We start from the raw sequence: 25,472 nt of genomic DNA on the forward strand, positions 1-25,472 counted from the left end.
GCGGCAATTCATATTTTGGAACTAATTGTATGTCAGTTACTATTTACCATAACCCGCGTTGTTCTAAATCGCGTGAAACCCTTGCAGTACTTGAGCAAAACAACGTAACCCCAAGCGTAGTAGAGTACCTAAAAACACCGCTTAATCATGAACAAATAGCAGAGCTTGTAAGCCAGTTAGGATTTAGCTCTGTACGCCAATTAATGCGTACCAAAGAAGATGCATACAAAGCACTTAATTTAAAAGAAGAAAACAGCGAGTCTGCATTAATTGCTGCAATGGTAGAAAACCCAAAATTAATTGAACGCCCAATTGTTGTAAATAACAATAAAGCCGCGCTGGGTCGCCCACCTGAAAACGTATTAAGCGTATTATAATGAGCACCCAAATTGTGGTGCTATACCACTCAAGCCATGGGTCGGTTGAAGCCATGGCCCATGAAATAGCTGAATCAATAGAGCAACAAGGTGCAACCGCTTTGCTGCGCACTTTTGTAGCTAAAAACCCGCACGATATAATAATTACCAAAGATGATTTAATAAACTGCGATGGGCTTGCCTTTGGCACCCCTACGCGCTTTGGTATGATGGCATCGCAAGCAAAAACATTTTGGGAAACCACCAGCGATTTATGGCTCAAAGGCCAGTTAATAGATAAACCAGCCTGTGTTTTTTCATCATCAAGCAGCATGCATGGCGGCAACGAAGCCACCTTACTTAACTTGTCATTGCCGCTTTTACACCATGGCATGATGTTACTTGGCGTACCCTACGAAGTACCTGAGCTACTAGCAACTCAATCTGGTGGCACGCCTTACGGCGCAAGTCATGTTGCAGGTAGTAGTAATTCAAATACGCTCAGTAAAGATGAAATTAAAATATGCCAAAGCGTTGGTAAACGCCTAACCCACATCGCGAGAAAACTTCAATGAATACCGCTGACACCCCAGCTAAAAAACCTATAACCATTAAATTTCAGCGTGCTGCCATTTTTGGCTATGTTGGTTTATTAGTCCTTATTCCGCTTTGGATGTACTTTGTTCCGCCGCTTAATGGCAATGCGAGTATAGCCGCGTTGTTTGTGCCTATTATTCCATTGTTGTTACCGCTACGAGGGATTATAAAAGACAACACCTACACCTATGCGTGGGCTAACTTTATTGTAATGTTGTACTTCATACATGGACTCACAATGTTATGGGCAGCGCCTGATGAGCTAATATGGGTTTTATTAGAGCTTGTGTTTGCATCGGCTATGTTTGTAGGTTGCACATATTACGCAAGGCATCGCGGGCAGGAGCTTGGCCTTAAAATTCGTAAGCTTAAAGAAGAACTTGCTGAAGAAAAGGCCGCTAACGAATACGATAAGTAAATAGACTCACTAACTTAAGTGTTGGAATACTTGCTCAAAAATACAAAAAACGCGCTTTACATAATAATGTAAGCGCGTTTTTTTTTAGGCTTTTTAATTTACCAACCACTCTATGGGATTAGCTACACTAATTCACTCAGCGCAGCGAGTGCTACAATACTGGCAAGCCCGAGCTGTGCAACCAAACTTATTAAAGAAAACACACGTAATACAAATAACCCCCACGGGTGTTTTAAATGCGGGTAGAGTGCACAGCGCTTTAAGCTGGCCGCAAAGAAAAAACACACTGCAGCAATTAAAGTAAAAATAAGTGTTAACTCACTTTTAATGGCAATGCTTTCGTCAAAAAAGAAGTAAAGCTGTAAAGGCAATAAAATAGTAACGATTGCATGAAGCGCATGTACTTTTTTAATGCGATTAAATTGCCCCTCTGGCGAGAGCTCTTTTATGCCAAAGTCGCGCTCTAAGCATTTAACCAAGTTAGTTGCTTTAATACTTACCGCAAGGCGGTAACAGCTCAGCCCTTCGTTATTACGAGCTCTAAAGTCGTAACCTGCTTTTAGTAATAACACCATTAACGTTTCGTTTTTGGCCAGTACCGCATAATGCAGTGCACTGTTACCTTGGGTATCTTGGGCTTTTTGATCTTGCTTAGTAAGCAGTGTTTCAATTACGTTTACATAGCCTTTTTCGGCGGCCCACATAAACGCGGTTTTGTTGTTTTCATCGGCTAATGAGCCGGTTGCACCTTGCTCTATAAAGCGCATAGCCATAGTTTGTTTAGCTGTTTTTTGGCTTAAATGAGCCAGCAGTGCTTTTTCAAGCAGTACAATAGAGTCAACATCAGGCGATACTTGGGTCAATAAGGTAAAGTAGTCTTTACCGTTTGCCACTTTATTACTAGCAAGCTCAGAAAGCGCGTCTAAATCGGCAACCGACTCAGGTAAAAAAGCACTTAAACGGTCTCTAAAATCAACCTCTTTCCAAAGTGATAGCGTATCTTGCGCACTTAATTTACTGCCATTATTTAAAGCATGCTCAATTAACGAAAAATAACGCTTACTAAAAAATAAGCTAAATAATGAAAGCGGTGTTTCGAGTGCATTTTGCGCCGCTACACTTGCGTATTTTTCTAGGCGCTGGCACAGCATAAGTGCTAATGACTCTGGGGTGTATTCGTTATCTAGGTAATGGGTTTTAACCGCCGCTATGTAAGTTTGCGCATCTTCGTCATACTCACTAATATGCTGAAAATAACACTCTTCAAAGGGTTCTAACGGGTTTAACCAAACCAAATAATAAATAGGTGGTAGCACAGTGGTGCATACACCGTCATCTTCAATAGTAGAACGACATGCAGGCCAAGCTTCTAAAGCATCTAAAATAAAGGCACCGTTTTGTTCTACAAGTCCTTTAATAAGTAATGGGTATTCCTTTGGCCAAATCAGTACATTTTCCATTAAAACAGCACAACTCCAGTGTAGCTTGGTGAGGCGTCAGTTATAGCAGTTTTTAGCTGACACCACGCTTAATCGACGTGGCAATATTCTAACACACCTTTGTTTTGCTGCGAGCTTAAAGTAGATGAATATTAAGAAAATATAAAAGCAGCCAATACACTTTAGTGCGGCTGCTTTTGAGGTTGGAGAGGGTCTTAATCAGGTTTAGATATGGGGGCTATTTATTTTTTAATTCGCCAATTACTTGTTCTAAACCTACGTCAGAAATACGTTGAATAATCTCTTTTTGTTTAGCGCTTAATAACGAAATACCTTCAGCCACTATGTCGTATACTTTCCATTGCTGATCTTTGCCTTGGCGAAGCTTAAAATGAAGGTCAATTACAGGCGCATTAGGCTCAATAATTTGTGTTTTAACTGTGGCGTACTCTGAGTCACTTTTTGCGTTGTCTTGCTCAAATACGACTTGCTGGCCTGTGTATTTCATTAATGCACCGGCATAAGTGCCTGTTAGGTAATGCTCTACTGCATCAATAAAACGTACCGCTTGTTCGCGCTCAATGCCTTTAATATGTTTGCCTAATAATTTGAACGACACAAATTTAATATCAATGTTTGGCATTAAACGTGTTTCAACAATGCTGGCCATATCTTCTTTGCTGGCATTGCCTTTAGCATTTACTTTAGCAATATCGCTAAAAAGTGTATCTGCAACCCCTTCAAGCATATGCTGAGGCGACTGCGGTTCTTGTGCAAATAACGCACTGCTAAATAAAGTAGCGGCAACAAAAATAGTGTTTAAAAGTTTCATGAGCGTGACCATGTGTGTGATTAAGATGACGCTAAATTACGCGATTTTAAATCATAAAAACAGACACAAATAAGCACCTAATTAATGCCAATTTGGCACTAATAAAATAAGTTATTTACTTTCAGTAAGTTAAATAACTACTGTTAACACCCCATAAACATGCCGCTTTTTGCCCTCATTGAAAATGTTAACAGGTCGCCCTTATTATTTATTTACTATTTTGACTTACACACCTATTTGGCAGTTATGAAAGCAGTATTTAAAACTCTATCAGTTACATTATTTTTAGTTATTTCTATGTTTGGTAAATCGGCGCTGGCGCAATCTGATTATGGCTACGCTGTAGACTTACTCAAAGGCGAAGGCAACGTAAATGGTATTAAACTTGCCTACCAATACCATGCTCCAAACTTACAAAACATCATTGGCGATGCACGCTTTTACTTTGAAACCAGCGTTAATGTATGGGAATACCGACACGGCGATGAGTCTCAGTCTAACCTTGTATTCGCTATGTCGCCGGTGCTGCAGTTTCCTGCGTTTAGTTTTCATAACACCCCGTTTTACATAGAGGCAGGTATTGGTGTGTCACTTATTGATGAAACTAAATTTGCGGGTAAAAACATTAGCACTCACTATCAATTTGAAGACCGCATAGGCCTGGTTGCCGACTTTGGCAAAACCAATGTTGCGTTAAGAGTTATTCATTACTCTAATGCAGGATTTAAAGAGCCAAACCCAGGTTTAAACTTTTTAACGCTTTCGGTCGCTAAGCGCTTTTAGAGCCAATACCAATCCGCAATAATACTTAAATTAATAAGCAACAAATACAAAAAAGCCCTGAACAATCAGGGCTTTTTCAATATTAAAATGTGTATTGCAGTATTAGCCAACTAACCAGTGCGCCATAAGGGCAATAACAGGCAATGTGATCAGCGTTCTTAAAATAAAGATAATAAACAGCTCAACAATGTTTACTGGTATTTTACTACCTAGTAAAAGTGCACCCACTTCAGACATATAAATTAGCTGCGTTACACTCATAGCAGCAATAATAAAGCGCGTTACATCGCTTTCTATTGTGCCAGCTGCCAATATTGACGGAATAAACATATCGGCAAAGCCAACCATAATTGTTTGTGCAGCGGCTTGTGCTTCTGGTACTTGGAGCCACTCTAAAAATGGCACAAACGGCATACCTAAGTACTGAAATACCGGCGTGTACTCTGCAATAATTAGTGCAAATGTACCCACCGCCATAACTACCGGCAGTACACCAAACACCATATCAAGGGCATTATGCACGCCCTCTTTTAAAGTGCCTTTAAAACCTGGTGAGTTATCTGCTTTTGCTAGTGCAACATCAAGTGAGTGGCCCACTAACGTTTTGCCATTTGGAATCGCTTCTGCATCGCGATTTGGCTCACTGCCATCAATAAGTAAATCTTTTTTAAAGCGAAGTGGTGGTAAGCGCGGCACAATAATAGCGGCTACTACACCCGCTAAACACACGGTGGCATAAAACGGGGCAAACAAATGCTCCAGTTTTACTTGCCCAAGTACCACTAAACTAAAGGTAATTGAAACCGCCGAAAACGTAGTACCAATAATAGCCGCTTCACGTTGCGTGTAATGCTTTTGGTCGTACTGCCTTGCAGTCATAAGTATGCCTACACTGCCATCACCTAACCATGACGCAGTACAGTCAACCGCACTTCGCCCTGGTACGCCAAATACTGGGCGCATAATTTTTGTAAGCATAGTGCCTGCAAGTTCTAACAAACCAAAATTAATTAATAATGGCAGTAATAAACCCGCCAGTATAAATACAGAAAACAACACAGGTAATAAATCGTTTAATACCAACGCCCCTGTATTTGCAGAGGTAATTGCCTCACTCCCTAATCCTAAATGGGTCATTAGCACAAATGCCATACCAAATAAGCGCACTGCCAGCCAAATTATGCTTACATCAAACAAGTGTTTTAATAAAGGCGATTGGCAAATAGCATTAGGCTTAAATACTTTAGTGATCACCGACATAACGCCAGTAATACAAATAATTAAAGTGATAATAGCTTGCGCGGAGCCCGACATAAGCGCTTGCACGCCTTTAGCCATTAACGCAATAGGAATGGTCATACCGTCGGTGGTAGGAATAGGTGTCATAAACAAAAAAACACCAATTAACGACGGTACTAAAAAAGTAAACCAAGTGCGCCACGTATAGTGTGTGCGAGGAGGTAACTGAGACATATTTTTTAACCCATAAAAACTACAAAAAGAGCAAAGCGCTCTTTTTGTAGTAAAAATTTATTATTAATTATTTAAATTTTAATGCCGCGCTGTATAAGTGCTGCTTCTAACGCTTGTTGTAAACCGTTCATGGTGCCAGGCTCAAGTGTTTCACCTTTGTCATCCATCCAGGTCAAACTTGTGCCGCCTTCTTTAGTTTTACTCACTAAAATTTGGTATTGGCCTTCTTCAATTGGAAGCTGAGCAACATCGTCTCCCCAAATTGAATCCCACACACTGCTTTCTGGCTTATTGTAGTCGGCGGTAATTAATCCTGTATCAGGGTTAATTTCAACAATAGTAAACGATAAACGCTCTAAAAAGCCCGAGAAGCGGTCAAATACAGCATCGTACGATTGCTCAGTAACAAGCGCCGCGTTGCCTTTATTATCAAAGCCCATTTCAAGTGAAATAATACCTTGGCGCTTACGGTTTTCTACTTCTAATTGGCGGTAACGGTAATCAAACTCAGCCACAACTTGGTTAAGCGCTCGTACTTCAAGCTGCTGCTTAAGTAAGTCAGTGAGTGTGTTATCACCTTTAAAGTCAATTAGTTCTGCGCGTAATGATGCAGTACGCTGATGCGATTTTTCTTCAATGGTAAATCTAAAACGCTCTAAGTCTTCGCTTGCATCTTCGCCCCATAACCAGCTTTCTTCAGCTTTAATAATGGCGTACCAATCGGTTTCAATAATACCAAGTAGCTTGTCTTCTTTCGTGGTCGTTGCGTTATTTTCTGCAATAACCGCTTTAATTGAATCCCATACAAATTCGTCTAAATCAACAATACCGTCGTTTTTATCAAAGTAAACGCGGGCTTTTTTGTCGCCCTCTTCTACCCAGCTCCCCTTAGCTACAGTTAAAACCTGTGCTGGTGGACGATAGTTTGTTGCCTCTGGATTATTATCATATTGGCCCACATCCATTTTATAAACCGGATCTTGAGCTGGTTGAGCTAATGATGGAGGTGTTTTAACGCCCTCATGCGTACGATAATTACGTTCGTTGTGCGCTTCATTAATAAAAACATTACACCCTGATAAACTTACCAATACACTAACTGCAAGTGCTTTTGGGATCCAATACTGCACAGATATTTCTCCTTAGCATACCCTTTAATTGTTTTACACGTATATGAGTGGGTAATACCGAATTTGGTTCAGTGTAAAATCAACATTAACTTTACATTTTTTATTTGGCTGTCTAATTGCAATAAAGTTCACACCTTGGTGTTATAAAATCAATAACAACAAAAAGACAAATTTTAGCTATGGTACTTTCCTGTGCTAGTAAAAACAAGGAACACAACGCTTTAAAGCGCCTTTAATTAAGCACCTATGTAGTTTAGGTTGTTTTTTGTGTTAAACTTCGCCGCCGTGCAACGTATTGTATGTGCATCGGGCTATATCAACTCGGTTGTTATATTTCAAAAAACGTAGGTATTAAACTTCATGACTGCATTTTCAAATCATCAAATTGTTTTAACCGCTATTGGCGAAGATAGGCCGGGAATTGTAAGTGAACTTACGCAACTTGTAAGTGATTGTCATTGCAACATAGTAGATAGCCGAATAGCGATTTTAGGCAGCGAATTTACCTTTACCATGCTGCTAAGTGGTGACATGTCGGCCATTAGCCGCATAGAGCACACCCTGCCAACTAAAGGCATGGAGCTGGGCCTACTCACCATGATGAAGCGCAGCACAACTCGCCACACCGAAAGTGAATTTTGCGCAGGTTACACCCTTGAATACACAGGGATAGACACCCCAGGTACACTGAGTAAAGTAACGCGCTTTTTTGCCGATAACCACATTAGTATTTGTTCACTTAAATCAGATACCTACGATGAAGAAACCGACACTATAATGCGCTGCGAAATTGAGTTTAATATTCCTGTAGAGGTTGATATTGACCAATTTAAAGTGACCTTTGAAAACCTTTCGCACAGTCTTAACGTAGATTATATTTTTAAACGTATTCGCTAAGGAGCACAGCATGAACAAAATTAGCCCATTACAAGCCGGTGATACTGCACCCGCTTTTAGCTTACAAAATCAAAACGACGAAACAGTCACATTAAGCGAGCTGTTAAAAGAGCAACAGGTGCTAGTGTACTTTTACCCTAAAGCATCAACACCAGGGTGTACGGTTCAAGCCGAAAATCTACGTGACCAACAAGCAGAGCTTGCTAAATTTAATACCCGTGTTGTCGGTATTAGCCCAGATCCAATTAAGCGCCTTAAAAACTTTGAAACTAAAAAAGAGCTTAACTTTGATTTATTAGCCGATGAAGATCACGCCATTGCAGAAGCATTTGGTGTATGGGGCTACAAAAAGTTTATGGGTAAAGAATACGATGGTATTCACCGCCTTACATTTTTAGTAGGCCAAGACGGTAAAATTAAACACTTATTTGATAAGTTTAAAACCAAAGATCACCATCAAGTGGTGTTGGATTACCTAGAAGCAGAATAAGTTAGCGGCAGAATAACTCAGCTGCCAGCTTTCAAAAATAGACATAAGCGTTGCTCAAGGGCAACGCTTTTTTATTGAAGCTTATTTAAGTACAGTGGCTCGTCACAAAGCTAATTAACCATAAGCGCCACTTGAATATATAAGCTCGTAGCTGTGGCTATAAATTTCTAAAATGTTGCCAAACGGGTCTTCCATGTAAATCATGCGGTATGGCTTTTCATCTGGGTAATAATAACGCGGCGCTTTCATACGCTTTTTACCGCCCGCAGCCACTATTTTATCAGCGAGTCCTTCTACATCAGGGTCTTGAACGCATAAATGAAATATCCCTGTTTTCCAATACTCAAAATTATTTTTTGGATTTTGCTGATTTTTAAATTCAAATAGCTCAACGCCCACCCTATCACCTGTTGATAAATGGGCTATTTTAAAGCTGCCCCACCCAGCACCAAATACATCCGTGCACATTTCACCAATGGGTGATTTATCTTCTGTTATTTTTGTAGGCTTCATAATTAAATACCAGCCCAACACCTCAGTGTAAAACTTAACGGCTTGTTCTAAGTTTGGAACAGATACACCTATATGCGAAAACGTACGCGGGTAAGGCATTGGCGAATCGGCTAAGCCATTTGCTTGCTCGCCTTTACCAGCCGCTTGCAGGTTGGCATTAGCATTTAAACTAGTAAACAGCATAGGCAGCGCCGCAGCACCCAACCCTGCTGCCGATAACTTCATAAAGTCTCTACGGTTTAACTCTTTTTTATTCATGGCATGTTCCTTAACGGCAAGGGCGTTAAAAGTAATTAAAGGGGATTAATTAGCCATAATAAATGAATGTAGTGAGGACAAAAAATTATCAAATATGATATTTATGATTACGTTTTGTGATGGTAGAGCTGGAACATATTTATTATTTTACTGCGGCTCTATAAATATTCAGGTTTTGCCATACATCATCCGCAACTAAAAATTAGGTATAACATCTACAAGCAAAGCGCCTGAACTCAACGCTTTTCTATGTTACTTACTTAAACTTTGATTAAGTAAAAGCATGATTGAGGGACAAGTCGACGTTCAATGATTTGGATGTATGGGGTCAAGATTTGACCCCTTTGCAGTTTCATTAATCTATCCACAAAATAAGTCAGGTAATTCCCCGCGTATGGTTTTTTTAAGCTAATATAACTACCTTAGTTCATTTTTGAAAGTATTTATAAATGAAAAATAATGATTTCCTTGATGTATATCCAACATATGAATCAGATATAGATAAAGCTTATAGAGCTGGGCATGCCGTTTCATCACTTATCCCAACTGGTGCCGCTATATATGAAAGTATTGTTACAAATCCAACTCAAAAAAGAACAAAGTTATGGATGGAGCAAGTAATTTCCAAGTTAGCTGAATTAGATGAAAGCAATAAAATTGACATAAAAGAGCTATCGAATAGACCCGAGTTTTCCGCTACTTTCCTAAAAGTCCTCCAAGAAGTAGAAATTAGTTCTCAGAGAGAGAAACTAACTTTTCTAGCTAACTTTGTTGTAAATACGGCGTTAGACTCAGATATAGGTGAGGATTTATTATTTATTATGACTGACTGCCTTAAAACAATAACTCCTTCACATATTCAAGCTTTAAAACTTTATACTCACCCAGTTTGTTTTGATGAAAGATTTGTACAAATTCATAATTACACGTGTATGGGCCAATCAGGAGGTTTTACACACTTGAAAACCAATTCAGCCCCCGAGGAATTAGCAAAAATTTTCTATACAGATAAATCAATTAACGTTATGGCTACCAATATCAACTTGGAAGAAACACAACTATTTTGGCAGCTAATTCATAAGAATATTTCACTATTAAACTTCGTAGAACTAAAAGAACAAATACATAAAACAAAAATACCTTCCTATAAAGGCTATGGCGAAAAAACTTTTAAAGTCACTTTAAATTGTTCACCTACCTCATTAGGTAAAAAATTATTAAAGTTAATCACACCCTAAACTATCTATTATCCAATAGTTTAAAATCCGTTTCTTATTCAAGATTATTAAGGCTCTTTTTCCATCCGATTAACATTATCGACGAGTAGCGTTGCGATATCACTTAAACTTATTAGTACATTATTCCCGTAAGGACGGCTTGCAAGAACTGTAAATAAAGACTAAGCAACTTGAATACTGAAAAGACGTAAGGGGTCGAATCTTGACTTCAAATGCCATAATTAACACTTACTTTTTATTTTTTTAAATATTAACAATACAAAATAATATATAGAGTAGATTTACTTGTTCAATTAAGGTGTGTGTCCTTTTTAATTATTTAGCGGTAAAAACTTTACTTTGCTGCGTTTCATAGCATAACCACATAAGTTCTTTAATTAAATTTGTATAGCTAAAAACCAATCTATTTGATAAAAAACATATAAAACAAAATATAAGGATTTAATTTTGAGTAAGGCAATCAGGTTTAGAGTGTGTTTAGTGGCTTTGATTATATGCATTATTGGCTTTCAGTTTTCACCTGTGAATGAGCATTTTTATGCCAACCCGTTTTATATAGGAAGCTTTATTTTCGCTATCGTACTTATTGTGGACGTTATTAACTATTCTTGCCCTACGTGTAAGAAAAGCCAAGTTATGCGTTCAGTTGTAAGCTATCGCTTGCCGACAAACAAATGTTATCACTGTGAGAAAGAGATTAATTAGCTCCGTCGGATGGAATGAGGTTAGAGATGTTGGGTTTCGTTTTACTCAACCCAACCTACTGGTAATGAATCAATAGTCGTAACCGTAGAAATTAAGAAAGAGCTGAAGAGCTCTATAAATGAGTTAGTTAACCCATGGTGAAAAGTCTAAAACGACGATTTAGTAATATCGACGCTACTTTTTTAATTACGTTAGTTATCGCACTAGCCCTTACTATTTTAGCTACATGGTTTATGGCGTCTTATGTACTAGATGAAATAATACAAGGGTTACTATATCCATACGGTGATTACCCAGTAATTGTCTCATCGACTATTGATATTCTTATTTTTCCAGCTTGGGTGGTAATGTGTTTAGCTGTGTTGATAGGTATTTCTGATGTTCTGTTGGACTTAACAGAGAAACCTTTTTTTGACAGTTTAAAAAAGAAATTAGGGTTAGCTGTTGGTGTAATGCTAGTAGTTTCAATAGTTATGCTTATTGCGAATTATGTTACTTGGCAAATTGCAGCTCGCGCTAATGGTTATACCCAGTGCACAAGTGGCAGTAAGCTTTTAGTTGGTAGCAAAACGTCTTCAGTGTGGAGTAAAGAAAAGTATTTATGCTACGACTACGATGTAGATAGGCTTTTGCCTACAGGTACTCATGAACAAGTACTTGAGGTAGCGGAATATCTAAAGAGAGATTAAATTAAAAGCGTTGGCTACTCTTGCTGAGCTTTTAGCATAAACCAATTTATTTTTACGATATTCAATTTTTTGTGTCGAATGGCGCTTCGCTTATCCGACCTACGTTTTAAATATATAATGCGGATTATTGGGGTGTGGGTATTGGAGGTTCGTTGGGTTTCGTTTCACTCAACCCAACCTACATATCGCAGAGCGTCTTATCGCTTACAGCTGCCCTTCCGCTTTAGCTAATTCCTAAATACTTATGCACTTGCACCGACAAGCGCCAATTTTTGGCAATACAGGTGTCGATGGCTAATTTAGTTGCTGATACTTTTTGGCTTATTGGCTGTAAATAAACAAGCTTAGGGTTAACACCTGTTTTAGCAAATAACGCTTCAAGTTCTTCCACGTGCTTTTGCATGGCTATTGGGTGCTTTATTTCGTTTGCGCGCTTCATGGCGCTGGTAAGTACTTCGTAACCGCCGCGCATATTTATTTTAGGCGATACGGTAACCCATGTTTGCTCTGGGGCGAGTATTTCAAAGGTGCCGCTAGTTTCTATTTGCGTAGTAAAGCCGTTATCGTGCAGCAAGTTACACACTGGGTTTAAGTCGAACATGCATGGCTCGCCACCGGTAATAACTACGTGTTTTGCGTTGTAGCCACGCGATTTAAACAGCTCAAGTACTTGCTCGGCGCTGGCATCGGCCCAATGATCTGAGTCGGCTTTTTTTTCTACCGTTTCATCAAGGGATACTTTGTACACGTTATCGACTTCCCAGGTTTGCTTTGTATCACACCACGCACAGCCCACAGGGCAGCCTTGCAAACGCAAAAATATTGAGGGTGTGCCGGTAAAACTTGCTTCACCTTGGATGGTTTCAAACACTTCATTAATTTTGTACAAAAGAGATCTCACTTACTGCCTAGCTGCAACATTGCTACTATAAAAGACGAAAAAGCGCTGCCCAAAAATTGTTATTTAAGCTGCGGCCGTGTAGTATATCGCGCCCTGATATAAACCTCTATTAAAACTAAAGAGCAATCCAGATATGACGCAAAAAGTAGTTGTTATTTATTCCGGCGGTATGGATTCGTTTACCGTATTAAATAAAGCCTTACAGCAAGGCCATGATGTTTATGCCCTTTCATTTGACTATGGTCAGCGTCATGTTAAAGAGCTTGAAGTGGCTGCACAAGTGTGTGAAAAGCTTAATGTTCCGCATAAAATTGTAGATATATCAGCAATTAATCAGCTTATTGGTGGTTCATCACTCACTGATGATATAGACGTACCTGAAGGCCATTACGAAGAAGAAAGCATGAAAAGCACAATTGTGCCAAATCGTAATATGATTTTGCTTTCGCTTGCAGTTGGTTACGCAGTATCGCTTAAAGCGAGCCAAGTTTATTACGGTGCTCACTCGGGCGATCATGCTATTTACCCTGACTGCCGCCCTGAGTTTGTACAAAAAATGGATGATGTATGTCGTATTGCAAATTACGATGCAGTAGAAATTTTTAGCCCGTACTTAAATAACACCAAAATTGATATTTTAACCGACGGCATAAAAATGGGCTTAGATTACAGCCAAACGTGGACCTGTTATAACGGCCGTGAAAAAGCCTGTGGAAAATGTGGCGCATGCCAAGAACGTTTAGAAGCATTTAAGCTTAATAACGTTACTGACCCGTTAGAATACGAATAACGCTAATTAGTAAACATTTTAGCGCTAAACGCAAAAAGGCTATCATCTCGATAGCCTTTTTTGTTTTTGCTGAAAATTAAAGCCAGCGTTTTACTTTGTTTTTATACTCTGTAAATTCTTGGCCAAATATTTTAGTTAGCGCTCGCTCTTCTGGGATTATTTGAAAAAGCGTTAAATACACAATAAAACCAATAATACATAAAAGTGCCCACAGCGAACTCAGCCATATACCCCATCCCGCTAAAATAAATGCAAACCCAACATACATAGGATTGCGCGAAATTTTATAAATGCCGCCAGTCACAAGTTTAGATGCCTGCTCGGGCTTATTAGGATTTACTGTGGTGCGGGCAAGCTTAAAGCTAACGACTCCGGCAATACAAAATACACAGCCAATGATTACTAGGCTTGCCGCTAAATAAGTAATAAACGCTGTAAAATCAATAACACTGTAATGCGCGATTAAAGCCATAATGCCTGCAAAAAACAGTACCACTATAACCGGTGGAATTTTATTATTTAACATAGCAACTCACTGTATTAATTATAAAAACACGTACTTTATGTTCTATCAGTATTAAACAATAAACCGTATGTATCAATGATGAACACAACTTCACGCTCCCCCAATCGACAAATAAAGTTACAATTGTCAGGTTTAACCACTTTAAAATATGGTTATACTTTACACAACTAAAGCGATGAATATAAAAGGAAGTGGTTATGTCAGGCACTACAATGATAGTACTTATTGTGCTTATATCGGTTGGCTCTGGGGTTATTTACGATATGTATAAAAAACATTTAGAGTTTAAACATAAAATGCAAGATAACAACCAAGATGCTAATAAGCAGCTTGCTGAAGTAAGCGCGCAAGTGGTTGCTTTAAAAGAGCGCGTGCAAACGCTTGAGGCAATAGTGACAGACTCAAGCTATTCCACTAAAGAAGAAATTAACCGCCTTTAAAAACTATATAAATGGGCGTTTTCTGGCTGCTCTATGCCATGAGCAGCTAAAAACCCATCAATAGCTTGGCCGCAGCCCTGTGGCGCACGAGAGCTATCTATTTCAAAGTTAAGTTTATTAGCGTGTTGTTTGCCAAGTGAACACAAGCCCAATACTTTAGGCGAGCGCATAGCGACACTAAGCTCCCCTATTTTTTCTACTGAGTTGTGTTTACTAAAGCGCGCAAAGCCCTGGTACTTAAATTGCTCACTGACGTATTCATCGCTAACACGAATTAGCGCTTGGATTAAGTCGTGCAAAAAGCTGTTTGCGCTATTGCTTATAGTTAAAAATGTAATCGTTTTATTGTTAAATTCACTTAACTGACACTCGCTACACAGTAACTTTAAAGTATACAAAGTATGCTCATCACTTACCTGTTGAGTTGATTTAAGCAAAACATGTGCACCTGCAAACTCAATGCGCTTAAGCAGCTCATCAATATTATTAAGCTCACTGTTGTTACGCGCATCTAAGCTTACAAGCTCGGCATTTTGCGCCATAACGGGTAAATCGTGATGGTTATTAAATGGCGTACTAGCGGTGCCTTTGTGGCTAAGTAAAAAGAGCTCGCGTACTTCGTGTTCGCGTGCAATTTTAAGTGCTAAAAACGCTGTTTGAATAAGCTCTGATGTAGGTAGGTTTTCTTCTACTATCCAGCGTCTACCAAATAGTAGTTTTTTAGCGTTGCCATCGCCTTGGTAGCTGCTGGTTTTGTAGTTATCAGGGCTTAGTACAGCCACTTGCAAGTAAATTTGCTCACCTTTTTGCGCAGCAAGCACCCTAAAGTGCGCCGAAAAATTAATATTTTCAAGTACTTGATTAACACTCTGCAAGGTGTGTTTGTAGCGTAAAAAATGCTGTGGAACTATCCAGTTATCATTAGCAAGCTTTACTAAGGGCGCGTACGAAATTGGCTGCTCGTAACTGTTTTGCCATTTTTTTTCATCACTAAGTAAGTGATTAATGTAACTCTTTTTATCTGACATACATAAACCAAATAAACTCGCGCGAGGCGATTTAAACTATGTTGATGTTACGTCTTGGCGCCTTGCTTTAGATCACACATTAATGATTAAAATCGTCATTTTTATAATCGTTTAGGCTTTGATAATCTGTTATAACTTTTTGAAAATAAAGCTCATCTTTATTAAGCATTTTATTATAATGATTTAACAGCTGATCAAGGTACTGCATGTGAGCGGGCAAGTTTAAATCCCACATACTTTGGCCTGTGCGCGTTAAGGCAGCAGGGCTTGATACACTCACTTCAATGAGTTCGTAAATGCGGTTGTTTTCACTAATGAGTTGTTCGCTCTCAAGCCCTAGCCCTAATTTTATTAGGCCTGTGCGTAGGGTGTAAGTATGGTGAATGGGGCAAACAATAAATCGCGTGTTGGCAAGTGCAGCTTTAGTATTATTTGCCATAATACCGGCGACCAAGTTTAACAAAAGCTCGCCGCCTACACCTGCTATAACCACAACATTTTGCTGGTTTTGATTAAGCTTAATTGCTCTTACGTCTTGGCATTGCACATCCCAAGCTGTGTTGCTTGGTAACGTGCTGCTTAATTGCTTAAGTTGGTCGTTTAGCTCAACCATGATTGTATCGACTATATCGACAAAGTTTACTTGTTTAGCTGCACTGCGCTTTAATAAGGCAATGCCTAAATAACCATGGTCGCAGCAGCAATCCCAAATTACATCAACGGGTTTATTAATGAGCGCGCTAATAGCGCTTAAACGTTTACTGAGCTTCATTTAATCTGCGGTGTGCGCCGCTTTATACACTAATGCTTTTAAACTTTTATTACTGTCTACTTCAATAAAGCGTGCAGTAGGTGCTAAGCGTTCTACAAATTCAAGTGCGCCTTGGGTGTGCTCGGTTATTAAGGCTTTAAAGTCTTCTTCGCTAAGTTCTGGGCTATTAGCGCACAATAATAGTTGAGTAGTATCGCAAAGTAGCTCCGGCAAACGGCGCAATACTTTTTGATAGTCTTTCGTGAGTATAAAACTGCCCTTTTGAAAGCTCGGCGGATCAACAATAATTAAGTCAAACGGGGCTGCTTTTTTTAATTTACCAAACGATTTTAAAATATCATGTGGTAAAAAACTAACACCACGCTCAAAACCATTTAGCTGATGATTTTGCTTACCAACTTTAAGTACACCTTTGCTCATATCCATGTTCATTACGTGATCAGCCCCGCCTTGCATAGCCGCAAGTGAAAACCCACACGTGTACGAAAATAAATTAAGCACTTTTGCCTGCTTACTATTAGCCGCTACAAACTCACGGCCGCTGCGCATATCGGGAAATATTCCGGTATTTTGGCGGCTAGTTAAATCAACCAAAAAGCCAATGCCGTTTTCTTTTACTACGTGCGGAGTTGGCAGTTCACCAAAAACTAGCTGGTTACTGCTTTGCACACCCGCTCGCTGCTGATACACAAGAGCAGTAATAAGCTCAGGGTGATGCTGCTGAGCCCACTGCCATAGGGTATGTGTAAGCTCATTAAGCGTAGCTTGGTCTATTTCATCGTACGATACTAAAAATAAACTGGGCGGATAAAAGTCTAAGTTAATATGGCTTAGTGCTTCTATACTGTGGCCGCGGCCATGAAACACGCGGCAAAGTTCGTTTTGTAGTAAAGGTGCATTTTCAAGTGCATTAATGAGTGGAGAAAAATCGGGTGTCATTTAGTTAATCAACTGTTGTTGTAGTTCGTGTATTTCGTCGCGTACCGAGGCTGCTTTTTCAAACTCTAAATCGCTAGCATATGCATGCATCTTGCTTTCAAGCTGCTTAATTTGCGTAGCAATTTCTTTTGCACTGAGTATTTTTTTAGACTCTTTACGCACAAGTTTAAGATTATCTTGCGGTGCGGCCTCTTCGCCCACATCCATAATATCGGTGATCTTTTTAACCAACGCTTGTGGCTCTATACCATGCTCAACATTAAAGGCATGTTGTATTTCGCGGCGACGCTCGGTTTCGCCAATGGCTTTTTCCATCGACTTAGTTACTTTATCGGCATATAAAATGGCGCGGCCATCAAGGTGACGTGCTGCACGGCCTATGGTTTGAATAAGTGAACGTGCTGAGCGTAAAAAGCCTTCTTTGTCGGCATCCAGTATGGCCACTAGCGCCACTTCTGGCATATCTAGGCCTTCTCGTAATAAGTTAATGCCTACTAACACATCAAATACACCAGCACGTAAATCGCGTATTATTTCAACTCGCTCTACGGTGTCTATGTCTGAGTGAAGGTAACGTACTTTTACATTGTGCTCGCTTAGGTAGTCGGTTAAATCCTCAGACATACGTTTGGTAAGCGTTGTAACAAGTACACGCTCGCCCTTTTCTACACTTTTGTATATTTCTGAGAGGAGATCATCAACCTGTGTGCCTACTGGGCGTATTTCTATTAACGGGTCTAACAAACCAGTTGGACGAATTACTTGCTCTGCTACTTCGCCTGCGCTGCGCTCAAGCTCAAAGTCGCCAGGCGTTGCCGATACATAAATAGTTTGCGGCGCAATGGCTTCAAACTCTTCAAACCTAAGTGGGCGATTATCCATAGCTGATGGCATTCTAAAGCCGTATTCAACAAGGTTTTCTTTACGGCTTCTATCGCCTTTATACATGGCGCCAATTTGCGATACGGTTACGTGTGATTCATCAATGATCATTAATGCATCGTCAGGCAAGTAATCTAGTAGCGTTGGTGGTGGATCGCCAGGCGTACGGCCTGATAAATAACGGCTGTAGTTTTCTATGCCTGAGCAATAACCAAGCTCGGTCATCATTTCTATATCGTATTGAGTACGCTGCGCTATGCGTTGCTCTTCCACTAATTTATTAACACTGAGTAATTGTGCTCTGCGATCTTTTAGCTCTGCTTTTATTTTTTCTATGGCATCAAGAATTTTTTCACGCGGGGTTACGTAGTGCGTTTTAGGGTAAATAGTGGCGCGTACTATGTGTTTTTCAACAGCGCCTGTAAGCGGGTCAAAAATACTAAGGCGTTCTATTTCGTCATCAAACATTTCTACGCGTACTGCGTAGGTGTCTGACTCGGCCGGAAATATATCAACAACTTCACCACGAACTCGGTATGTACCACGGCTGAAATCAATATCATTACGGGTATATTGTAGCTCTGCTAAGCGACGCAGCATATCGCGTTGGTCAACCTGCTCCCCTACTTTTAAAAGCAGCATCATTTTCATGTATGAATCGGGGTCGCCCAAACCATAAATAGCCGAAACCGATGCAACAATAATAGTATCACGGCGCTCAAGCAGTGCCTTTGTAGCACTTAAACGCATTTGCTCTATGTGCTCATTAATAGACGCATCTTTTTCAATAAAGGTATCGCTGGCAACTACATACGCTTCTGGCTGGTAATAATCGTAGTACGATACAAAATACTCAACCGCGTTATTAGGAAAAAACTCTTTCATTTCGCCGTATAGCTGCGCAGCTAAGGTTTTATTGTGCGCCATTATTATTGTAGGGCGGTTTAAGTCACTAATAATGTTGGCCATGGTAAAGGTTTTACCTGTACCTGTAGCCCCTAATAAGGTTTGATGTGCAAGCCCTGCTTCTAAGCCTTCTTCAAGCTGTTTAATCGCTGTGGGTTGATCGCCTGCGGGTTTAAACTGTGATTTTAGCTCAAAGTGATCACTCATTTATTTACTCCGTTACTGTTTGGCTACATATTGCTTCTAGCTCTTTTACGAACCACTTATACGCAACTATACCGGTAAATACATTGCCGATTGCGGCGCCAATAAATAAGCCAATTAGGCCTGCGACTTCACTGCCTATGTACGCAAAAGGCAAATAAAATACAAATAAACGAATAACACTTAAAAACAATGCATTCATAGGTTTGTGTAAAGCATTAAACGATGAATTAGATAAAATGATCACCCCTTGTAAGCCATAACTTAGCGGTATGGTGTAAATAAAGAGCTTTATTACATCTATTACGGCTTGTTCTTTACCAAACAATTGGCTTATCACGCCAGATAGCGCAATAAGTAAAATATAAATAGCAAATTGCCAAATCATGACAAATTTAAGTGTGCCTATGTATGCCTCTTTTACTCGGCCGAGTTTACCTGCACCAAAGTTTTGACTTACAAATGGCGGTAGAGTCATCGACAACGCAAGAATTAAAATACTGGCTATTGATTCTATTCTGCTGCCCACACCAAATGCGGCAACCGCTTCTGGCCCGTGGTGAGCCACCATGGCAGTCATCACAGCCATTGCCACTGGGGTAAGCATATTTGCACCCGCAGCGGGTAAACCAATTTTAAGCACCTTTTTTATTGCACTTCCTGCCGTTTGGTTTCCTGCTTTTAAGCTTAATAAGCGCTTTTTAACTGCAAGCACATATAAAATGATAACAACGGCTACGCCCCAAGCTACTACGCTTGCAATGGCGGCCCCTTCAATACCAAGTGCGGGAACAGGCCCACAGCCAAATATTAAAATAGGGTCTAGCACCGCGTTTATAAGCCCAGCTCCACCCATAACAATACTAGGGGTTTTTGTGTCGCCACTGGCGCGCAGAACTGAATTACCTATCATTGGGGTAATTAAAAACACACTGCCAATAAACCAAATATTCATATATTCATGTATAAGTGGCAGGACCAATTTACCCGCCCCTAATAAAGTGAATATTGGGTCAATCAACAAATAACCAACAAACGAGAGCAAAATAACTAAAAGCAGAGCCACAATCAGCGACACACTGGCATCAAAACGGGCTTCTTCTATTTTATTACTGCCTAGGGCTTTGGCAATAACAGCCGATGTGCCTATGCCTAAGCCTATAGCTAAGCTTATTACAGTAAATGTAACAGGAAAGGTAAAACTTACGGCTGCAAGTGGCTCAGTGCCCAGCATACTAATAAAAAACGTATCAACTATGTTGAACATCATTAAGGTAACCATGCCAAATATCATCGGGATGGTCATTTTCTTTAATGTGGGTGATATAGGATCGTTAAGTAAATCTGGGCGTGATTGAGAATGTGAAGTTTCGCGCATGGAATAAATAAGCCTCTTTTACTGAGCGAGCCATTTTAAAGCATCATAGCAATTCAAGCCACGGATTTATCAATGGAATTACCACTAATAATAAACAGCCAAAAGAAAAATTTACTAAAGTTGAATTTTTAAGCATTTGTGCATAAATACGGCTTTAGTGTGCTAAAAAACAATAAAGGAACATTTTTATTACTTTTTTAACATTTAGCTATGCAAATTCGCTGTATTTTTGCACAACACGGTACTAACGCTTATCGAAACGAATTATTTTCTTTATCGAGTGGCAGCGTTTCATCATGCATTTATAACTACATGTTTTTTAAGGCAATAAAAAAATCACTTTAAAAGCTTGAAATCGTTGTAGCGCCCTAAAACTCTGGTCGGGACACTGTTCTTAAAGTTTCATAAACAGAGTTATCCACAGAAACCGTGGATAACTCACTTCAGCCCGCATTTATAAAGGCTTGCAAGCTGGGTCAAATTCAACTCAGGTCTTACCATTGCACAAAGATAAAGTTAAAAACTTATCGCAGCTTGCAAACAAAAACCCAAGCTAACATAAATCTAAGTTACAAATTAGTGTATGAACGAAACGTTAAAACGGCTTAATTTAGTAGCAAGTTATTGATTGCTTTGTTTTTGTACAGCTTGTTAAAATTTAATCAACAAGCGTAACGTCATTATTTAAGTTACCTTTAAATAGACTAATACGTATATTTTCGCTTACTGGATTTTTAAAAAAGATCTGCTAGCTAAATTCATACTTGTTTTTATGACGGCCAGATTAAATAGAAATTTACTGTTTAGTGCTAAAATTTTTAGTCCAAGGTCGTTTTTATACATTTAAAATAAGCTAACAGTATATTTAGTTCATCATTTTTTGTGCTATTGCGTGTATTCAATGCTGGTTTTTTAGCAGTGTATTTCATAAATAGAGTTATAAAACGCGCAGATCGAACATAAAAACAACGAATAAACCACTTTTTTAAATTTATGAGTTTTATATGTTGACACTTTGCACCTCCATCATTAATATTTCGCCCCGTTGAAAGGCATGACGCTTCCCCCTTAGCTCAGTTGGTTAGAGCGACGGACTGTTAATCCGCAGGTCCCCCGTTCGAGTCGGGGAGGGGGAGCCAAGTTTTTCAACCATAAACGATTCCCCCTTAGCTCAGTTGGTTAGAGCGACGGACTGTTAATCCGCAGGTCCCCCGTTCGAGTCGGGGAGGGGGAGCCAAGTTTATGTTTATGATGTAGTTCCCCCTTAGCTCAGTTGGTTAGAGCGACGGACTGTTAATCCGCAGGTCCCCCGTTCGAGTCGGGGAGGGGGAGCCAAATCATCATAATATCACTACCCTATTTGTTCCCCCTTAGCTCAGTTGGTTAGAGCGACGGACTGTTAATCCGCAGGTCCCCCGTTCGAGTCGGGGAGGGGGAGCCAATTCTAAGAATTTCATAGACATTTCAGTTGTTTTCCACTACTCTTCTGCTTTATAACTAAAACATAATATCTATTCTAATGTGTTGCTATTAGTTGAATAATCAAGGACATGATTCCTTTCCTTTTGAACTATTAAAAGACTGATAAAATGGCTGGCTTTAAAAAACTTATTTTTATACAAATCCTGTCTTGGCTTGTATGTGTTGCGGCTGGAAGCTACTTCATATCTATTAGCTTCAACAATGCGGTGAGCGAAGCTCAAACCTCAGCGCAAACAACGGTAACACGCTACATTAACGATCTGACTAATGACGCGCTATCACCCCAAAACTTAAAAAATGCCGTTGCAGATGGTAAAACGTTTTCAAGTTTTACATTAAGGGATTACCAAGGGGCTGAAGTTTTTTCAGTTAACTCCCCTACCCAGCTTCCTATGTTTGCTCAGTTTATTCAATCTAGCTTTAATTCTGTTCGCCCACAATTTGCGGTAAACGATGCAGCCGATATAAAAATAGAATTTACACTTAACATCCAGCAATTGGCTCAGCAACTCCAAACATCACTATTTATTGTTATTTTAATTTCTGCGTTTTTAGTGGTTATTCCAATTATTTTAATGAAATCTATTTTTCACAGCCTAAATAAAAATATAAGTATGACTGTGGCTGATGTAATAGATATATACATAAATCAAAACCAACTGGGTGATGACCTAGAGACAGCCCTTGATACAGGAAAAATGAAAAAACTAGGCAAAGATTTAGTGCCTAGCTTTAACCGCCTATCGCACTTTTTGAAAAATAAAAATGAAGACATTCAAAATGCGGCAATGACCATAAAGCAAGAAGCCTATAAAGATGTGATTACCGAGCTTGGTAATCGTAATATGTTTGTTGAATATTACGAAAAACACATAGAAAACAGCGAACGCAGTACGTTTGGTTCATTGGCCCTTGTGCGCTGTAGCGAGCTTCAAACTATAAACCAAAGCCGTGGTTACCAAAAAGGTGATGATTACGTTAAAGGCGTGGCTGATATAATTAAGCATATAAGTGGCACTTATACGGGCAGCCAAGTATTTAGGTTAAACAGTTCTGACTTTGCCGTTGTATTACCTAACACACCACTTAAAGAAGCCGAGCGCTTTGGTGAAAACTTACAGTCTCGATTTACGCAATACCAACAAAACCAAGAGCTTAGTTCTGTAGCAAATACGGGCATTGTTGGATACGAAAAAGGTAAACCATTAGGTGAGTTGCTATCGGTTGTTGATAATGCAATGAGCATGGCGCAATCTAAGCAAGTAAATGCATGGCATGTGCAGCGCGAAACCGATTTAGTAAATAATGTAAGTGCAGGGTTTGGTAATCAAAACTGGCGCAAAGTAATAAACGAAGTTATTGAGTCTAAGCGTGTGCATTTAGTTATGCAGAACATTATGCCGCTTGGTAAAAGTATTAAAGCCTACGCTGAAGTGCAAGTTCGCTTTAAAACCGAAGATAACCAAGTACTGCCTACCGCCTCGTTTTTAGCAATGGCTGAAAAGCTCGATATGGCGATAGAAATAGACCGCCTTATTATTGACTCATCACTTGAAAAAGTGAAAAGCAGAAACCTATCTGAAAAGTTTTTTGGCCTTAATGTAACCGCATCGAGCGCACATAACGACCAATTTGTAATTTGGTTAGAACGTCGCCTATTAAAAGATACGCATATTGCCTCTAAGCTTATTTTTGAAGTAAGTGAGTTTGGCTTACAGCAAAATATTAAAGCCAGTAAACGCTTTATAGACATGGTACACCGCGTAGGCGCACGTGTAACAGTAGAGCGATTTGGCGTAGGTTTAACCTCGTTTAAGTTTTTCCGCGATTTAAAACCTGATTTTATTAAAATGGATGCAAGCTACACTCGCGGTCTAGAAGATGACAAAAACAATCAATACTTTATGCGCTTAATGGTTGATTTAGCGCACCGCATTGGCGTGAGTGTTTTTGCTGAGGGCGTTGAAAGCCAAGAAGAAAAACACATAGTAGAAACTTTATGCCTAGATGGCGTGCAAGGTTATTACATAGAAAAACCAAAAGACATTTAAGCCCTGCTTAAAAAAACACAAAAAGAGCACATGTTGCTCTTTTTGTGTTTTAACTGTTTAATTTTTCACTTACTTTAAAATCACATAAATTTTACAGCTTTGTGATCGCTAGATTATTTTACTGTGTTTATTTAACTGATAACGACTCGCATATGTTGTTTATCGGGGCAGAAAAAAGGATAATACACAGGATTTTAATAGCGCGAGGCACACATGACAGAATATGTCTTGTTATTGATTGGAACAGTTCTGGTTAATAACTTTGTATTAGTACAATTTTTAGGCTTATGTCCTTTTATGGGCGTATCAGGCAAGCTTGATACGGCTATTGGTATGTCTTTAGCAACCACCTTTGTACTTACGCTTGCCTCAGTTACAAGCTACTTAGTAAATCAATATATTTTAGTCCCGCTAGATATCGAATTTTTACGTACTATGAGCTTTATTTTAGTTATTGCCGTTGTAGTGCAATTTACTGAAATGGTGGTGCGTAAAACCAGCCCAACGTTATACCGTTTATTAGGTATATTTTTACCGTTAATTACCACTAACTGTGCGGTATTGGGTGTGGCGCTGCTAAATATAAAAGAAGATCACTCATTTTTACAATCAGCTGTGTATGGTTTTGGCGCAGCGGTTGGCTTTTCATTAGTACTTGTATTATTTGCAGCGCTGCGCGAACGCCTTGCCGCTGCTGATGTTCCTACCCCGTTTAAAGGCGCCTCAATTGCCATGATAACCGCAGGCTTAATGTCTATGGCGTTTATGGGATTTACCGGATTAGTGAAGTTTTAATATGACCTTAATGTATGCCTTGATTGCGCTTGGCTCGCTAGCGCTTATTTTTGGACTTATTTTAGGCTTTGCAGCTATTCGTTTTCGTGTAGAAGGCGACCCTATTGTTGAGCAAATAGATACCATATTACCGCAAACTCAGTGTGGGCAATGTGGCTACCCTGGCTGTCGCCCTTATGCTGAAGCAATTGCTAATGGCGATGAAATTAACAAATGCCCTCCAGGTGGTGAAGCAACTGTTAAAAAGCTTGCTGATTTAATGGGCGTTGAAGCAAAACCCCTTGCCGGTGGTGAACAAGCAGAGCCGATAAAAACGGTTGCCTACATACGAGAAGATGAATGTATAGGCTGTACTAAGTGTATTCAAGCCTGCCCTGTGGATGCCATTGTAGGCGCTACTCGCCAAATGCATACGGTACTTATAGACGAGTGCACGGGTTGTGATTTATGTGTAGAGCCCTGCCCTGTAGATTGCATTGATATGCTGCCTATAGCCGAAACAAAACAAAGCTGGAAATGGCAATTAGATGCTATTCCCGTAACGCAAATAGATTAGAGGT

The 25,472-nt window shown here is 39.6% G+C and carries 25 protein-coding genes, 4 tRNA genes and 1 pseudogene; 17 read left to right on the forward strand and 13 right to left on the reverse strand.

Annotation, left to right across the window (positions count from 1 at the left end; translation table 11 throughout):
• Positions 1 to 29: 29 nt before the first annotated feature.
• The 3 genes from arsC to PESP_RS10875 are packed head-to-tail and all read left to right on the forward strand — an operon-like array spanning position 30 to position 1,371.
• Positions 30 to 377, forward strand: a complete 348-nt coding sequence (gene arsC / locus PESP_RS10865) for an arsenate reductase (glutaredoxin) (RefSeq protein WP_089348052.1) — start codon at positions 30 to 32, stop codon at positions 375 to 377.
• Positions 377 to 931, forward strand: coding sequence for an NAD(P)H:quinone oxidoreductase (gene wrbA / locus PESP_RS10870; protein ID WP_089348053.1), 555 nt, complete (start codon positions 377 to 379; stop codon positions 929 to 931). The genes arsC and wrbA overlap by 1 nt, the downstream gene beginning before the upstream one ends.
• Positions 928 to 1,371, forward strand: a complete 444-nt coding sequence (locus PESP_RS10875) for a DUF2069 domain-containing protein (protein ID WP_089348054.1) — start codon at positions 928 to 930, stop codon at positions 1,369 to 1,371. The genes wrbA and PESP_RS10875 overlap by 4 nt, the downstream gene beginning before the upstream one ends.
• Positions 1,372 to 1,493: 122 nt before the next feature.
• Here the strand turns inward: PESP_RS10875 and PESP_RS10880 are convergent, their stop codons facing one another.
• Entirely contained in the window at positions 1,494 to 2,831 is a 1,338-nt protein-coding gene (locus PESP_RS10880) for an ankyrin repeat domain-containing protein (RefSeq protein ID WP_089348055.1), read from the reverse strand.
• A gap of 217 nt (positions 2,832 to 3,048) precedes the next feature.
• Entirely contained in the window at positions 3,049 to 3,642 is a 594-nt protein-coding gene (locus tag PESP_RS10885; protein ID WP_089348056.1) for an MlaC/ttg2D family ABC transporter substrate-binding protein, read from the reverse strand.
• A 246-nt stretch (positions 3,643 to 3,888) separates the two neighbouring features.
• Here PESP_RS10885 and PESP_RS10890 point away from each other — a divergent pair, with 246 nt between their 5' ends.
• Entirely contained in the window at positions 3,889 to 4,425 is a 537-nt protein-coding gene (locus tag PESP_RS10890) for an acyloxyacyl hydrolase (RefSeq protein WP_089349154.1), read from the forward strand.
• Positions 4,426 to 4,527: 102 nt separating this feature from the next.
• Here PESP_RS10890 and PESP_RS10895 read toward each other — a convergent pair whose 3' ends face one another.
• The gene (locus PESP_RS10895; protein WP_089348057.1) at positions 4,528 to 5,898 is read right to left on the reverse strand and encodes a YjiH family protein; all 1,371 of its coding nucleotides are present in this window, start codon (positions 5,896 to 5,898) and stop codon (positions 4,528 to 4,530) included.
• Positions 5,899 to 5,969: 71 nt separating this feature from the next.
• Positions 5,970 to 7,028: an outer membrane protein assembly factor BamC gene (bamC, locus tag PESP_RS10900; RefSeq protein WP_089348058.1), complete on the reverse strand. Its 1,059-nt coding sequence runs from the start codon at positions 7,026 to 7,028 to the stop codon at positions 5,970 to 5,972.
• Between the two features lie 360 nt (positions 7,029 to 7,388).
• On the opposite strand from bamC, the gene PESP_RS10905 reads away from it, so the two are divergent.
• Both PESP_RS10905 and bcp read left to right on the forward strand, forming a co-directional pair.
• The gene (locus PESP_RS10905; RefSeq protein WP_089348059.1) at positions 7,389 to 7,925 is read left to right on the forward strand and encodes a glycine cleavage system transcriptional repressor; all 537 of its coding nucleotides are present in this window, start codon (positions 7,389 to 7,391) and stop codon (positions 7,923 to 7,925) included.
• Positions 7,926 to 7,935: 10 nt separating this feature from the next.
• Positions 7,936 to 8,415, forward strand: a complete 480-nt coding sequence (gene bcp, locus PESP_RS10910) for a thioredoxin-dependent thiol peroxidase (RefSeq protein WP_089348060.1) — start codon at positions 7,936 to 7,938, stop codon at positions 8,413 to 8,415.
• A gap of 114 nt (positions 8,416 to 8,529) precedes the next feature.
• On the opposite strand, the gene PESP_RS10915 is transcribed toward bcp, so the two are convergent.
• The gene (locus tag PESP_RS10915; protein WP_245852181.1) at positions 8,530 to 9,027 is read right to left on the reverse strand and encodes a lactoylglutathione lyase family protein; all 498 of its coding nucleotides are present in this window, start codon (positions 9,025 to 9,027) and stop codon (positions 8,530 to 8,532) included.
• Between the two features lie 78 nt (positions 9,028 to 9,105).
• Positions 9,106 to 9,186 (reverse strand): annotated as a pseudogene (locus PESP_RS20700) (twin-arginine translocation signal domain-containing protein); the annotation flags it as partial.
• A 449-nt stretch (positions 9,187 to 9,635) separates the two neighbouring features.
• On the opposite strand from PESP_RS20700, the gene PESP_RS10920 reads away from it, so the two are divergent.
• Positions 9,636 to 10,424: a hypothetical protein gene (locus tag PESP_RS10920; RefSeq protein ID WP_089348062.1), complete on the forward strand. Its 789-nt coding sequence runs from the start codon at positions 9,636 to 9,638 to the stop codon at positions 10,422 to 10,424.
• A gap of 839 nt (positions 10,425 to 11,263) precedes the next feature.
• The gene (locus tag PESP_RS10930) at positions 11,264 to 11,818 is read left to right on the forward strand and encodes a hypothetical protein (RefSeq protein WP_089348064.1); all 555 of its coding nucleotides are present in this window, start codon (positions 11,264 to 11,266) and stop codon (positions 11,816 to 11,818) included.
• Positions 11,819 to 12,041: 223 nt separating this feature from the next.
• Here the strand turns inward: PESP_RS10930 and queE are convergent, their stop codons facing one another.
• Complete coding sequence (gene queE, locus PESP_RS10935) at positions 12,042 to 12,707, reverse strand: 7-carboxy-7-deazaguanine synthase QueE (RefSeq protein ID WP_089348065.1); 666 nt, start codon at positions 12,705 to 12,707, stop codon at positions 12,042 to 12,044.
• Between the two features lie 145 nt (positions 12,708 to 12,852).
• Between queE and queC the strand changes: the two genes are divergently transcribed.
• On the forward strand, positions 12,853 to 13,509 hold the full coding sequence (queC, locus tag PESP_RS10940; protein WP_089348066.1) for a 7-cyano-7-deazaguanine synthase QueC: 657 nt from the start codon (positions 12,853 to 12,855) through the stop codon (positions 13,507 to 13,509).
• Positions 13,510 to 13,585: 76 nt separating this feature from the next.
• Here the strand turns inward: queC and PESP_RS10945 are convergent, their stop codons facing one another.
• Positions 13,586 to 14,035 carry a methyltransferase family protein gene (locus PESP_RS10945; protein WP_089348067.1) on the reverse strand — a complete coding sequence of 150 codons (450 nt, stop codon included), beginning with the start codon at positions 14,033 to 14,035 and terminating at the stop codon, positions 13,586 to 13,588.
• Positions 14,036 to 14,232: 197 nt separating this feature from the next.
• On the opposite strand from PESP_RS10945, the gene PESP_RS10950 reads away from it, so the two are divergent.
• Positions 14,233 to 14,475, forward strand: a complete 243-nt coding sequence (locus PESP_RS10950; RefSeq protein WP_089348068.1) for a hypothetical protein — start codon at positions 14,233 to 14,235, stop codon at positions 14,473 to 14,475.
• Here the strand turns inward: PESP_RS10950 and PESP_RS10955 are convergent.
• The 5 genes from PESP_RS10955 to PESP_RS10975 all read right to left on the reverse strand — a co-directional run bounded on the left by PESP_RS10955 (position 14,472) and on the right by PESP_RS10975 (position 20,584).
• The gene (locus PESP_RS10955) at positions 14,472 to 15,503 is read right to left on the reverse strand and encodes a hypothetical protein (RefSeq protein ID WP_089348069.1); all 1,032 of its coding nucleotides are present in this window, start codon (positions 15,501 to 15,503) and stop codon (positions 14,472 to 14,474) included. The two genes, PESP_RS10950 and PESP_RS10955, sit on opposite strands and share 4 nt — an antisense overlap.
• A gap of 79 nt (positions 15,504 to 15,582) precedes the next feature.
• Positions 15,583 to 16,275: a tRNA (adenine(22)-N(1))-methyltransferase gene (locus PESP_RS10960; RefSeq protein ID WP_089348070.1), complete on the reverse strand. Its 693-nt coding sequence runs from the start codon at positions 16,273 to 16,275 to the stop codon at positions 15,583 to 15,585.
• A complete protein-coding gene (locus PESP_RS10965) occupies positions 16,276 to 17,214 on the reverse strand; it encodes a class I SAM-dependent methyltransferase (protein WP_089348071.1) in 939 nt (312 codons plus the stop codon).
• A complete protein-coding gene (gene uvrB / locus PESP_RS10970) occupies positions 17,215 to 19,209 on the reverse strand; it encodes an excinuclease ABC subunit UvrB (protein ID WP_089348072.1) in 1,995 nt (664 codons plus the stop codon).
• A gap of 4 nt (positions 19,210 to 19,213) precedes the next feature.
• Positions 19,214 to 20,584, reverse strand: a complete 1,371-nt coding sequence (locus PESP_RS10975; RefSeq protein ID WP_089348073.1) for an MATE family efflux transporter — start codon at positions 20,582 to 20,584, stop codon at positions 19,214 to 19,216.
• Positions 20,585 to 21,646: 1,062 nt separating this feature from the next.
• Here PESP_RS10975 and PESP_RS10980 point away from each other — a divergent pair.
• The 7 genes from PESP_RS10980 to rsxB all read left to right on the forward strand — a co-directional run bounded on the left by PESP_RS10980 (position 21,647) and on the right by rsxB (position 25,468).
• A tRNA-Asn gene (locus PESP_RS10980) sits at positions 21,647 to 21,723 on the forward strand.
• A 21-nt stretch (positions 21,724 to 21,744) separates the two neighbouring features.
• Positions 21,745 to 21,821 (forward strand) — tRNA-Asn (locus PESP_RS10985).
• Between the two features lie 21 nt (positions 21,822 to 21,842).
• Positions 21,843 to 21,919, forward strand: a tRNA-Asn gene (locus tag PESP_RS10990).
• A gap of 29 nt (positions 21,920 to 21,948) precedes the next feature.
• Positions 21,949 to 22,025: transfer RNA gene (locus PESP_RS10995), tRNA-Asn, on the forward strand.
• Positions 22,026 to 22,173: 148 nt separating this feature from the next.
• Positions 22,174 to 24,117, forward strand: a complete 1,944-nt coding sequence (locus PESP_RS11000) for an EAL domain-containing protein (RefSeq protein ID WP_089348074.1) — start codon at positions 22,174 to 22,176, stop codon at positions 24,115 to 24,117.
• A gap of 213 nt (positions 24,118 to 24,330) precedes the next feature.
• Complete coding sequence (rsxA, locus tag PESP_RS11005; protein ID WP_024609646.1) at positions 24,331 to 24,912, forward strand: electron transport complex subunit RsxA; 582 nt, start codon at positions 24,331 to 24,333, stop codon at positions 24,910 to 24,912.
• A 1-nt stretch (position 24,913) separates the two neighbouring features.
• Positions 24,914 to 25,468, forward strand: coding sequence for an electron transport complex subunit RsxB (gene rsxB / locus PESP_RS11010; RefSeq protein WP_089348075.1), 555 nt, complete (start codon positions 24,914 to 24,916; stop codon positions 25,466 to 25,468).
• Positions 25,469 to 25,472 lie beyond the last annotated feature (4 nt).

The sequence above is a fragment of the Pseudoalteromonas espejiana DSM 9414 genome (assembly GCF_002221525.1).
Lineage (GTDB): Bacteria > Pseudomonadota > Gammaproteobacteria > Enterobacterales > Alteromonadaceae > Pseudoalteromonas > Pseudoalteromonas espejiana.

Excerpts from the sequence above, each read along its gene's own strand:
- arsC (WP_089348052.1), top strand. The coding sequence starts at position 30 with ATGTCAGTTACTATTTACCATAACCCGCGTTGTTCTAAATCGCGTGAA.
- wrbA (WP_089348053.1), top strand. The coding sequence starts at position 377 with ATGAGCACCCAAATTGTGGTGCTATACCACTCAAGCCATGGGTCGGTT.
- PESP_RS10875 (WP_089348054.1), top strand. The coding sequence starts at position 928 with ATGAATACCGCTGACACCCCAGCTAAAAAACCTATAACCATTAAATTT.
- PESP_RS10880 (WP_089348055.1), bottom strand. The coding sequence starts at position 2,831 with ATGGAAAATGTACTGATTTGGCCAAAGGAATACCCATTACTTATTAAA.
- PESP_RS10885 (WP_089348056.1), bottom strand. The coding sequence starts at position 3,642 with ATGAAACTTTTAAACACTATTTTTGTTGCCGCTACTTTATTTAGCAGT.
- PESP_RS10890 (WP_089349154.1), top strand. The coding sequence starts at position 3,889 with ATGAAAGCAGTATTTAAAACTCTATCAGTTACATTATTTTTAGTTATT.
- PESP_RS10895 (WP_089348057.1), bottom strand. The coding sequence starts at position 5,898 with ATGTCTCAGTTACCTCCTCGCACACACTATACGTGGCGCACTTGGTTT.
- PESP_RS10905 (WP_089348059.1), top strand. The coding sequence starts at position 7,389 with ATGACTGCATTTTCAAATCATCAAATTGTTTTAACCGCTATTGGCGAA.
- bcp (WP_089348060.1), top strand. The coding sequence starts at position 7,936 with ATGAACAAAATTAGCCCATTACAAGCCGGTGATACTGCACCCGCTTTT.
- PESP_RS10915 (WP_245852181.1), bottom strand. The coding sequence starts at position 9,027 with ATGCCTTACCCGCGTACGTTTTCGCATATAGGTGTATCTGTTCCAAAC.
- PESP_RS10920 (WP_089348062.1), top strand. The coding sequence starts at position 9,636 with ATGAAAAATAATGATTTCCTTGATGTATATCCAACATATGAATCAGAT.
- PESP_RS10930 (WP_089348064.1), top strand. The coding sequence starts at position 11,264 with ATGGTGAAAAGTCTAAAACGACGATTTAGTAATATCGACGCTACTTTT.
- queC (WP_089348066.1), top strand. The coding sequence starts at position 12,853 with ATGACGCAAAAAGTAGTTGTTATTTATTCCGGCGGTATGGATTCGTTT.
- PESP_RS10945 (WP_089348067.1), bottom strand. The coding sequence starts at position 14,035 with ATGTTAAATAATAAAATTCCACCGGTTATAGTGGTACTGTTTTTTGCA.
- PESP_RS10950 (WP_089348068.1), top strand. The coding sequence starts at position 14,233 with ATGTCAGGCACTACAATGATAGTACTTATTGTGCTTATATCGGTTGGC.
- PESP_RS10955 (WP_089348069.1), bottom strand. The coding sequence starts at position 15,503 with ATGTCAGATAAAAAGAGTTACATTAATCACTTACTTAGTGATGAAAAA.
- PESP_RS10960 (WP_089348070.1), bottom strand. The coding sequence starts at position 16,275 with ATGAAGCTCAGTAAACGTTTAAGCGCTATTAGCGCGCTCATTAATAAA.
- PESP_RS10965 (WP_089348071.1), bottom strand. The coding sequence starts at position 17,214 with ATGACACCCGATTTTTCTCCACTCATTAATGCACTTGAAAATGCACCT.
- uvrB (WP_089348072.1), bottom strand. The coding sequence starts at position 19,209 with ATGAGTGATCACTTTGAGCTAAAATCACAGTTTAAACCCGCAGGCGAT.
- PESP_RS10975 (WP_089348073.1), bottom strand. The coding sequence starts at position 20,584 with ATGCGCGAAACTTCACATTCTCAATCACGCCCAGATTTACTTAACGAT.
- PESP_RS11000 (WP_089348074.1), top strand. The coding sequence starts at position 22,174 with ATGGCTGGCTTTAAAAAACTTATTTTTATACAAATCCTGTCTTGGCTT.
- rsxA (WP_024609646.1), top strand. The coding sequence starts at position 24,331 with ATGACAGAATATGTCTTGTTATTGATTGGAACAGTTCTGGTTAATAAC.
- rsxB (WP_089348075.1), top strand. The coding sequence starts at position 24,914 with ATGACCTTAATGTATGCCTTGATTGCGCTTGGCTCGCTAGCGCTTATT.